This window comes from Pseudomonas iridis (genome assembly GCF_017980685.1).
In the GTDB taxonomy this organism is placed as follows: Bacteria; Pseudomonadota; Gammaproteobacteria; order Pseudomonadales; family Pseudomonadaceae; genus Aquipseudomonas; species Aquipseudomonas iridis.
Genome location: NZ_JACXXO010000016.1, coordinates 107,666 through 118,230 on the forward strand (window position 1 = coordinate 107,666; position 10,565 = coordinate 118,230).

Below are 10,565 nucleotides of genomic sequence, written 5' to 3' on the forward strand. Positions count from 1 at the left end.
GGTCGCCATTATGGCCGCTCGCCCGCCTGACGCAAACCTTGGAGCGCTCCTGTTGAGTCTGAATAAAGTGCGTATAATCCGCCGCCATGACTCGAACTCGATCTCCCCGTACCAAGAAAAAACCACCTTCCAAGGGCCTGCGCCCATGGATGGGCTGGGCCATTAAACTCAGTCTGGTCGGCCTTGTAGTGCTGGCTGGCTTCGCCGTTTACCTCGATGCCGTGGTGCAGGAGAAGTTCTCCGGCAAGCGCTGGACCATCCCGGCCAAGGTATACGCGCGCCCGCTTGAGCTGTTCGTCGGACAGAAACTCAGCAAGGAAGATTTCCTCACCGAACTCGACGCCCTCGGCTATCGCCGCGAAGCCGTGAGCAATGGCCCCGGCGCTGCCGCAGTTTCCGGAAACACCGTCGACCTGAATACCCGTGGCTTCCAGTTCTATGAAGGCCTTGAGAAGGCGCAACCCGTGCGCGTGCGCTTCTCGGGCGATTACGTGGCCGAGTTGTCGGCGACCAACGGTTCGAAACTGTCCGTGGTACGTCTGGAGCCGGTTCTGATCGGCGGGATTTATCCGAAGAACCTCGAAGACCGCATCCTGATCAAACTGGATCAGGTGCCGCCGTATCTGCTGGAAACCCTGATCGCCGTCGAAGACCGGGATTTCTACAGCCACTGGGGCGTGTCGCCGAAGTCGATTGCCCGGGCGATCTGGGTCAACACCTCTGGCGGCAAGATGACTCAGGGCGGCAGTACGCTGACCCAGCAGTTGGTGAAAAACTTCTACCTGACCAACGAACGCAGCCTGAGCCGCAAGCTCACCGAAGCCATGATGGCGATGTTGCTGGAGCTGCATTACGACAAGAAGGAAATCCTTGAGGCGTACCTCAACGAAGTCTTTGTCGGTCAGGACGGTCAGCGCGCCGTGCACGGTTTTGGTCTGGCCAGTCAGTTCTTCTTCGGTCAGCCATTGTCCGAGCTCAAACTGCATCAGGTCGCGATGCTGGTCGGCATGGTCAAAGGCCCGTCCTATTACAACCCGCGCCGCAATCCAGAACGTGCGCTGGAACGTCGTAATCTGGTGCTCGACGTGCTCGAGCAGCAAGGCGTAGCGACTGCCGAGCAAGTTGCTGCAGCGAAGAATATGCCTCTGGGTGTCACCACTCGCGGCAAACTGGCCGATAGCTCCTTCCCGGGCTTTATCGACCTGGTCAAACGTCAGCTGCGTGAAGACTATCGCGACGAAGACTTGACTGAAGAAGGCCTGCGGATCTTCACCAGTTTCGACCCGATCCTGCAGATGAAGGCCGAGGCGTCGGTCAACGACACCTTCAAGCGTCTGTCCGGTCGCAAGGGCTCCGACGACGTCGAAGCGGCGATGGTCGTGACCAATCCTGAGACCGGCGAAGTCCAGGCCATGATCGGCAGCCGTCAGGCCAGTTATGCCGGTTTCAACCGGGCACTGGATGCCGTGCGGCCAATCGGTTCGTTGATCAAACCGGCGGTTTATCTGACTGCGCTGGAGAAACCGAGCCAGTACACGCTGACCAGTTGGCTGTCGGATGATCCGTTGTCGGTCAAAGGCGCGAACGGTCAAGTCTGGAAGCCGCAGAATTACGATCGTCGTTCCCACGGCACCGTGTTCCTGTATCAGGGGCTGGCGCATTCCTACAACCTGTCGACCTCGCGCCTGGGTCTGGAAGTGGGCGTGCCGAATGTCCTCAAGACGCTGGCCCGTCTGGGTGTGACCCGTGAGTTCCCGGCGTTCCCGTCGATGTTGCTGGGTGCGGGCGCGATGACGCCGATGGAAGTTGCGACCATGTACCAGACGCTGGCCAACGGCGGTTTCAATACGCCGATGCGCGGCATTCGCAGCGTACTGACCGCCGAAGGGGAGCCGCTCAAGCGCTATCCGTTCCAGATCGAGCAGCGTTTCGATCCGGCTTCGATCTACCTGATTCAGAACGCCATGCAGCGGGTAATGCGTGAGGGTACAGGCCGCTCGGTTTATAACGTGTTGCCAAAGACTCTGACGCTGGCCGGCAAGACCGGTACCAGTAACGATTCGCGCGACAGCTGGTTCGCAGGTTTCAGTCAGGACTTGCTGGCAGTGGTCTGGCTGGGTCGTGATGACAACGGCAAGACGCCGTTCACCGGCGCAACCGGTGCGTTGCAGGTCTGGAGCAGTTTCATGCGCAAGGCCGATCCGCTGCCGCTGGACATGCCGCAGCCGGATAACGTCGTGCAGGCATGGGTTGATTCGCGTACCGGGCAAGGTTCTGACGCCAACTGCCCGGGTGCGGTGCAGATGCCGTATATTCGCGGCAGCGAACCACCACCCGGCCCTGCGTGTGCAAGCGAAACGCCTGCATCTGGCGAGTCGGTGATGGATTGGGTCAAGGGCTGGATGAATTAAGCAAAGAGGGTTTCAAGTGAACAAGTGGTTGATTCCAGCGGTGACCGCCGTGGCTTTGCTCAGCGGCTGCTCTACCGTTCAGCGTGGTTCGATCCCTGTAGTGGATTCGGGCACAGCCGTGTCCAACAGCGAGCGCATTTCCGCCAATGGCGGTTTCCGTCAGACGACGGTCAAGCGTCCTGTGCAGGGCCAGCCTCAAGCCATCCCGCAAGGCGATACCGGCGTCGTAGTTATGGTGCCGGGCGGTGGCGCGACAACGTCGGCACCGATCAGCGCTGCGCCAATTGTGCCGGGCCCGGCATCCGGCGGTATTACGCCGGGGCCATATAACCCGTCGCCAGTCGAGTCGGCACCGATCAACTCCGGCAGCTACAGCATGCCCTCGACACCGAGCGGCATTCCTTCGGCCAGCAGTGGCGGTGGTTTGTCGGCGGACGAGCAACTGGATGGTCCGGTGCTCGCCTTGTTGACGACTGCTCAACAGCAACAGGCCGGTGGCGACCTCAACGGCGCGTCGTCGAGCCTTGAGCGCGCGCAACGTGTCGCCCCGCGTGAGCCGCAAGTGCTCTATCGTCTGGCTCAGGTGCGCATGGCTCAAGGCGATGCGCCACAGGCCGAGCAATTCGCCCGTCGTGCGTTGACCATGGCCGGCGGTCGTCCGGATTTGCAGGCCAGCCTGTGGGAAATCATCGCTCAGTCCCTGGAGAAACAAGGTGATTCCGCCGGCGCTGCTCAGGCCCGTCAAAAGGCCAAGGTCACGCTGTGATGGATGCGCGCTTCCCGAAAATCGCCGATCAGTTATTGCTGATCGAGCGTGAGCTGCGTACGCAGGGTTGGTGGGATGAGGTCTCGCCGTCGGCCGAGGCCTTGAGCAGTGTCGAGCCGTTTTCGGTCGATACGCTTGATTTCGAGCAGTGGCTGCAATGGATCTTCCTGCCCCGCATGAAGATGATCCTTGAACAGGATCTGCCGCTGCCGAACGCCTCGGGCATTCAGGAAATGGCGGAAATGGTCTTCGCCCAGCGCAATCTGCAGGGCAAGGATCGACGGCTGCAGGTACTGCTTAAAGAGTTTGACCTGCTGATCACCGCTTCCCGCTGAACCGAAAACTGCCAGGCTTTACTGGCAGTTCTCTCTGATCTGCTTCTGCGCTTCGACAATGCGCTCCTGCCGTTGTGCATCATCCAGCCGCCGCAATTCTCCCCCCACGTCCTCTCGCAAACGCGGATTGTTCTGCAATTGCGCAAGATTCGTCCGTGCCTGCTCACAAAATGCCTTGAGCTGCGCTTGTTGGTCGTCGACCTGTTTCTTGACCTTGTCGTCGATGGCTTTCTGATCGCCCAGCACACCGCTGCCCGGTATGGCTGCGGGTTTTGCCGGGGCTTGGGAGGGCATGTGCACCGTGGTGGATGGTTGGCCTTGCGGAGGTTGCGCATCGAAGTGCGTAACACCTTGGGCATCGACCCATTTGTAAATCTGAGCGGCTGTGCACCATGGGCTGAGGCCGATCAGCAGGGTTAACAGAAGCATTCGCATGCTGATTCCTTGGCAAAATTGCGCAATTGACGCTAACAGAGTAGCTGTTTTCAGGTTTTTTCTTGCGTTCTCATGTGCTTACCCACAATTAACCACAGAGACGACTTGACTTGGAGAGGGCGAAACAGAAGAATCCAAAGTCCGCTGTAGAGGGACTGCCAGAAGCAGACCCACTCGGTAGATCATGAGGCGCATACCCGCGCCGACCTGTTACACCCGCAACGCGTTACCTCGCGCTGGGTGGGAAAGGCCCGCAACACTTGGGACGATCCCAATACTTGCTCAGTCAGTGCTGACGTAGTCGGCGACCACCGTCGCTCATGCTCTGCCGAGAAGTAAACCTATTAAGACCCGTCCCATTTTCGTGGGCGGTATTCTGGCGTTTTAGAGGTGAACAACGTGGAGCTTTTATCTGGCGGTGAGATGCTCGTCCGCTTCTTGCGTGACGAAGGCGTCAAATATATCTACGGGTACCCGGGTGGTGCTCTCCTGCATGTTTACGATGCCCTGTTCAAAGAACCGGAAGTGACTCACATTCTGGTTCGTCACGAACAAGCGGCAACCCATATGGCTGACGGCTACGCCCGTGCCACCGGTAAAGCCGGCGTGGTATTGGTGACTTCCGGTCCAGGCGCCACAAACGCCATCACCGGTATTGCCACGGCCTATATGGACTCGATTCCAATGGTGATCATTTCCGGTCAGGTGCCAAGCACCATGGTCGGCACCGACGCGTTCCAGGAAACCGACATGATCGGTATCTCCCGGCCGATCGTGAAGCACAGCTTCATGATCAAGCACGCCTCGGAAATCCCGGAAGTCATGAAGAAAGCGTTCTACCTGGCGCAATCCGGTCGTCCTGGTCCGGTCGTGGTCGATATCCCGAAAGACATGACCAACCCGGCCGAAAAGTTCGAATACATCTTCCCCAAGAAAGCCAAGCTGCGTTCCTACAGCCCGGCCGTTCGTGGGCACTCCGGGCAAATCCGCAAGGCAGCAGAAATGCTTCTGGCGGCCAAGCGCCCAGTGCTGTACTCCGGCGGCGGCGTCATTTTGGGCAACGGTTCCGCTCCGCTGACCGAACTGGCGAAAATGCTCAACCTGCCGGTGACCAACACGTTGATGGGCCTGGGCGGTTTCCCTGGCACTGATCGTCAGTTCATCGGCATGCTCGGTATGCACGGCAGCTACACCGCCAACCTGGCGATGCACCATGCCGACGTGATCCTGGCGGTTGGCGCACGTTTCGATGACCGAGTGATCAACGGCGCGGCGAAGTTCTGCCCGAACGCCAAGATCATTCACATCGACATCGACCCGGCTTCGATTTCCAAGACCATCAAGGCCGACGTGCCTATCGTTGGCCCGGTGGAGAGCGTCCTGACCGAAATGGTCGCGATCCTCAAGGAAATCGGCGAGACCCCGAACAAGGAGTCCGTGGCCAGTTGGTGGAAGCAGGTTGATGAATGGCGCGGTGATCGCGGCCTGTTCCCTTACGACAAGGGCGACGGCAGCAAGATCAAGCCCCAGACCGTTATCGAAACCCTGTGCGAAGTGACCAAGGGCGATGCCTATATCACCTCCGACGTGGGTCAGCACCAGATGTTCGCTGCGCAGTACTACACGTTCAACAAGCCTAACCGCTGGATCAACTCCGGTGGCCTGGGCACCATGGGCTTCGGTTTCCCCGCAGCCATGGGCATCAAGTTGAGCTTCCCGGACGATGACGTTGCCTGCGTCACCGGCGAAGGCAGTATCCAGATGAACATCCAGGAACTGTCGACCTGCCTGCAATATGGCTTGCCAGTGAAAATCGTCATCCTGAACAACGGTGTTCTGGGGATGGTTCGTCAGTGGCAGGACATGAGCTATGGCAGCCGTCACTCGCACTCCTACATGGAATCGCTGCCTGACTTCGTCAAGTTGGCTGAAGCTTATGGCCACGTCGGCGTACGCATCACCGAATCGAAAGATTTGAAGTCGAAGATGGCAGAAGCGTTCGCCATGAAAGATCGTCTGGTGATCATCGATGTTTCGGTTGATACCAGCGAGCACGTCTACCCGATGCAGATCAAAGACGGCTCCATGCGCGATATGTGGCTGAGCAAGACGGAGCGTACTTAATCATGCGGCACATTATTTCCTTGCTTCTGGAAAACGAACCCGGCGCTTTGTCTCGCGTAGTCGGCCTGTTCTCGCAGCGCAACTACAACATCGAAAGCCTGACCGTGGCCCCGACCGAAGACCCGACCCTGTCGCGTCTGACGCTGACCACTGTGGGTCATGATGAAGTTATCGAGCAGATCACCAAAAACCTGAACAAGCTGATCGAAGTGGTCAAGCTGGTGGACCTGTCGGAAAGTGCTCACATCGAGCGCGAACTGATGCTGGTCAAGGTCAAGGCCACTGGCGCCCAGCGCGCCGAGATCAAACGCACCACCGATATTTACCGTGGACAGATCGTCGATGTCAGCGCCAGCGTGTATACCGTTCAATTGACCGGTACCAGCGACAAGCTCGACAGCTTCATTCAGTCCATCGGCACCGCATCGATTCTGGAAACCGTCCGTAGTGGCGTGACCGGTATTGCCCGCGGCGACAAAGTACTCAGCATCTAAACCAAATTAGCGAATGGCCTGAACGGCCTGGATATATAGGGGAATTTCATGAAAGTTTATTACGAAAAAGACTGCGACCTGTCGATCATCCAGGGCAAGAAAGTTGCCATCATCGGTTACGGTTCCCAGGGCCACGCCCAGGCTTGCAACCTGAAAGACTCCGGCGTCGACGTTACCGTTGGTCTGCGTAAAGGTTCGGCCACTGTTGCCAAAGCTGAAGCTCACGGCCTGAAAGTGACCGACGTTGCTTCCGCTGTTGCTGCTGCCGACCTGGTCATGATCCTGACCCCGGACGAGTTCCAATCTGCCCTGTACAAGAACGAAATCGAGCCGAACATCAAGAAAGGCGCCACCCTGGCCTTCTCCCACGGCTTCGCGATCCACTACAACCAGGTTATTCCGCGTGCCGACCTTGACGTGATCATGATCGCGCCGAAAGCACCGGGCCACACCGTACGTTCCGAGTTCGTGAAAGGCGGCGGCATTCCTGACCTGATCGCGATCTACCAGGACGCTTCCGGCAACGCCAAAAACGTTGCACTGTCCTACGCTGCCGGCGTTGGTGGCGGTCGTACCGGCATCATCGAAACCACCTTCAAGGACGAGACTGAAACCGACCTGTTCGGCGAGCAAGCCGTTCTGTGTGGCGGTACCGTTGAGCTGGTAAAAGCCGGTTTCGAAACTCTGGTTGAAGCTGGCTACGCGCCGGAAATGGCCTACTTCGAGTGCCTGCACGAACTGAAACTGATCGTTGACCTCATGTACGAAGGCGGTATCGCCAACATGAACTACTCGATCTCCAACAACGCCGAATACGGCGAGTACGTGACCGGCCCGGAAGTGATCAACGCCGAGTCCCGTCAGGCCATGCGCAACGCCCTGAAACGTATTCAGGACGGCGAATACGCCAAAATGTTCATCAGCGAAGGCGCAACCGGCTACCCTTCGATGACCGCCAAGCGTCGTAACAATGCCGCTCACGGTATCGAAATCATCGGCGAGCAACTGCGCTCCATGATGCCGTGGATCGGTGCCAACAAGATCGTCGACAAAGCCAAAAACTAAGTCGTCGTCCCTTGTACGAAAAACGCGGCCTCGGCCGCGTTTTTTCGTTTGGGGCGGTGGTTCTGGTATAAAGCTGCATCGTTTGTGGCCGAACTGTCGTCCACAGGCACTTGTCGAATTTTTCCAAACCGTTGCAAGGTAATGTCCATGAGCGAACGTCCCGAAGAGCCGAACAAGGCTTCAGACGCCGAAAGCCTGCTGCCCATCGATGAGCACATCGAAGAAGGGCATGACGCAGAAGGCCGTAAAGTCCGGCATCGTGGTATCTATCTGCTGCCGAATCTATTCACCACTGCGAACCTGTTTGCCGGGTTTTACTCCATCATCAACTCGATGAGCGCGCAGGCGGCGTTGAGCGCTGGTGATTCCGTCAATGCGAGCAAGTATTTCGCGTTCGCCGCAATCGCGATTTTTGTGGCGATGGTGCTCGACGGCCTCGACGGTCGTGTCGCGCGCATGACCAACACACAAAGTGCCTTCGGCGCCGAGTATGACTCGCTGTCCGACATGGTCGCCTTCGGTGTCGCCCCTGCATTGCTGGCCTTCGGCTGGGCGCTGGGTGACATGGGCAAGGTCGGCTGGATGGTTGCCTTCATCTATGTAGCGGGCGCGGCGTTGCGTTTGGCGCGTTTCAACACTCAGGTGGGGACAGCGGACAAGCGCTACTTCATCGGGCTGGCCAGTCCGGCAGCTGCCGGCGTGGTGGCAGGTATTGTCTGGGCGTTCAGCGATTACGGCATCCAGGGTTCGAAGATGTCGTTCTTGGTCGCACTTATGGTCGCAGCTGCCGGCATGCTGATGGTCAGCAACATCAAATACAACAGCTTCAAGGAGCTGGATTTGAAAGGTCGCGTGCCTTTCGTGGCAATCCTCGCGGTAGTGCTGGTGTTCGCTGTCGTGTTCAGCGATCCACCGCGCATTCTGCTGCTGGTATTCCTCGTTTATGCGGCTTCAGGCCCAATTCAGTATCTATTGCATCTTCGTCGTCACAAAAACGCCGAGTGATGTAATTTCCAGCATACTCCGCAGTCTATGGGTGCATCTGTCCTCCAAAACTGCGGAGTTGCCATGCTTATCAAAATCCCCAAAGCGTCTGACTGCCATGAGTCGGACGTCACTTCTGAATCTATCTATCTGTCTCGCCGCCAGTTGCTCGGAGCCACCGCGGCCGGCATCGCCGTGAGCAGTCTTCCGCGCTGGGCCAATGCTGACGATGTGGCGCGATATGCCGATGTCGAACCTGGCAAGGCGCCTGCCTGGTTTGCCGAAAAACTCCCCTCTACTCAATGGGGGGCGGTAAACGTCAAGGATGAGGCGATCACGCCTTATAAGGACGCGACTCACTACAACAACTTCTATGAGTTCGGCACCGACAAGGGCGACCCGGCCGCTAATGCCGGTTCGCTGAAAACCGAACCGTGGAGTGTAGTGGTGGACGGGGAGGTGGGTAAGCCGGGGCGTTATGCGCTGGAAGACTTCATGAAACCGTACCAGTTGGAGGAGCGTATCTATCGTCTGCGCTGTGTCGAGGCTTGGTCGATGGTCATTCCGTGGATCGGGTTTCCTATCGCGGCGCTGCTCAAGCAGGTCGAGCCGACCTCCAAGGCCAAGTACATTCGGTTTGAAACCCTTCAGGATCCGAAAAGCATGCCAGGGCAGCGATCAGGCTTTGCCTTGATCGAGTGGCCTTATGTAGAAGGCTTGCGGCTGGATGAGGCGATGAACCCATTGGCGATTCTGGCGGTGGGCATGTACGGCCGCGAATTGCCGAATCAGAACGGAGCTCCTCTGCGGCTGGTGGTGCCATGGAAGTATGGCTTCAAGAGTGTCAAATCCATCGTGCGTATCAGTCTTGTCAGTGAGCAACCGAAAACGACCTGGCAAAGTATCGCGGCGGACGAATACGGCTTCTATGCAAATGTGAATCCGACTGTCGATCATCCGCGCTGGACGCAAGCGCGCGAGCGGAGGCTGCCGAACAGTCTGTTCAAGCCGAATGTGCGCGATACCCAGATGTTCAATGGCTATTCGGAAGAAGTCGCTTCTTTATATGCAGGGCTCGATCTGCGGAAGAATTACTGATGCGATATCCGGTCTGGCGGGTGGGTGTTTTCATTGCTGCAGCGATTTGGCCATTGCTGTGGTTCTATCAGGCTTTCGCGGATCTGCTTGGGCCGGATCCAGGCAAGGTGCTGGTTGACAGGCTGGGCCTTGGCACGTTGGTGCTGCTGTTGATCACCTTGAGCATGACGCCTTTGCAAAAACTGACCGGTTGGGCGGGGTGGATTGCTGTTCGGCGGCAGTTGGGCCTTTGGTGTTTTGCCTATGTGGTTTTGCACCTATGCAGCTATATGGCTTTTATCCTGGGTTTCGACTGGTCTCAACTGGGTGTCGAGTTGCGCAAGCGGCCATACATTATTGTCGGTGCGTTGGGTTTCCTCGGATTGCTGGCTTTAGCGGTAACCTCAAATCGCTACAGTCAGCGCCGTTTAGGTGCTCGCTGGAAGAAGCTGCATCGGCTGGTATACGTGATTCTTGGGCTGGGATTGCTGCATATGCTGTGGATCGTGCGCGCTGATCTCAAGGAATGGGCGATTTATGCTTTTATAGGTGTGCTGCTTCTATTGCTGCGTGTCCCTCCTGTTGCTCGTCGAATCCCGCGTTTACTGGCTAAAAAACAGGTTCTTCAACAAAAGTGAAATTAACGGTTGACGGCAGATTCCAGACGTCTATAATTCGCCCCACTTCCGGCGCAGCCGAAACGGAAAACTCCTTGAGATTCAATGAGTTAAGTAGGTTTCGAGAGCGGGTCGCTTCAGTTCATCGAAGTCTGGAAGGAGTTGAAAGAGCGGTGATGTTTGGCTCTTTTAACGGTTCGATCTTCTCGGTCGAAAGCGGAGAAAAAGAGGTGTTGACAACAGCGAGTAACGCTGTA

Annotated in this window: 10 protein-coding genes; 9 read left to right on the forward strand and 1 reads right to left on the reverse strand. The window is 57.5% G+C overall.

The window, feature by feature from the left end; translation table 11 throughout:
* Positions 1 to 86: 86 nt before the first annotated feature.
* From mrcB to IEQ42_RS22125, 3 genes are read left to right on the forward strand one after another with little or no spacing between them, the layout of a single operon-like run.
* Positions 87 to 2,411, forward strand: a complete 2,325-nt coding sequence (mrcB, locus tag IEQ42_RS22115; RefSeq protein ID WP_210705205.1) for a penicillin-binding protein 1B — start codon at positions 87 to 89, stop codon at positions 2,409 to 2,411.
* A gap of 16 nt (positions 2,412 to 2,427) precedes the next feature.
* A complete protein-coding gene (locus tag IEQ42_RS22120) occupies positions 2,428 to 3,177 on the forward strand; it encodes a tetratricopeptide repeat protein (RefSeq protein WP_210705206.1) in 750 nt (249 codons plus the stop codon).
* On the forward strand, positions 3,177 to 3,512 hold the full coding sequence (locus IEQ42_RS22125) for a YqcC family protein (protein WP_210705208.1): 336 nt from the start codon (positions 3,177 to 3,179) through the stop codon (positions 3,510 to 3,512). Before IEQ42_RS22120 ends, IEQ42_RS22125 begins: the two co-directional genes overlap by 1 nt.
* An 18-nt stretch (positions 3,513 to 3,530) precedes the next feature.
* Here IEQ42_RS22125 and IEQ42_RS22130 read toward each other — a convergent pair whose 3' ends face one another.
* On the reverse strand, positions 3,531 to 3,947 hold the full coding sequence (locus IEQ42_RS22130) for a DUF4124 domain-containing protein (RefSeq protein WP_210705210.1): 417 nt from the start codon (positions 3,945 to 3,947) through the stop codon (positions 3,531 to 3,533).
* A 399-nt stretch (positions 3,948 to 4,346) separates the two neighbouring features.
* Between IEQ42_RS22130 and IEQ42_RS22135 the strand changes: the two genes are divergently transcribed.
* The 6 genes from IEQ42_RS22135 (at position 4,347) to msrQ (ending at position 10,329) form a co-directional block, all read left to right on the forward strand.
* Positions 4,347 to 6,071 carry an acetolactate synthase 3 large subunit gene (locus IEQ42_RS22135; RefSeq protein ID WP_210705212.1) on the forward strand — a complete coding sequence of 575 codons (1,725 nt, stop codon included), beginning with the start codon at positions 4,347 to 4,349 and terminating at the stop codon, positions 6,069 to 6,071.
* Between the two features lie 2 nt (positions 6,072 to 6,073).
* On the forward strand, positions 6,074 to 6,565 hold the full coding sequence (ilvN, locus tag IEQ42_RS22140; RefSeq protein ID WP_003176102.1) for an acetolactate synthase small subunit: 492 nt from the start codon (positions 6,074 to 6,076) through the stop codon (positions 6,563 to 6,565).
* Between the two features lie 48 nt (positions 6,566 to 6,613).
* On the forward strand, positions 6,614 to 7,630 hold the full coding sequence (gene ilvC, locus IEQ42_RS22145; protein ID WP_042561081.1) for a ketol-acid reductoisomerase: 1,017 nt from the start codon (positions 6,614 to 6,616) through the stop codon (positions 7,628 to 7,630).
* Between the two features lie 147 nt (positions 7,631 to 7,777).
* A complete protein-coding gene (gene pssA, locus IEQ42_RS22150; RefSeq protein ID WP_210705215.1) occupies positions 7,778 to 8,635 on the forward strand; it encodes a CDP-diacylglycerol--serine O-phosphatidyltransferase in 858 nt (285 codons plus the stop codon).
* 63 nt (positions 8,636 to 8,698) lie between these two features.
* Complete coding sequence (gene msrP / locus IEQ42_RS22155) at positions 8,699 to 9,712, forward strand: protein-methionine-sulfoxide reductase catalytic subunit MsrP (protein ID WP_210705217.1); 1,014 nt, start codon at positions 8,699 to 8,701, stop codon at positions 9,710 to 9,712.
* Positions 9,712 to 10,329, forward strand: a complete 618-nt coding sequence (msrQ, locus tag IEQ42_RS22160) for a protein-methionine-sulfoxide reductase heme-binding subunit MsrQ (protein WP_210705219.1) — start codon at positions 9,712 to 9,714, stop codon at positions 10,327 to 10,329. Before msrP ends, msrQ begins: the two co-directional genes overlap by 1 nt.
* Positions 10,330 to 10,565: the final 236 nt, after the last annotated feature.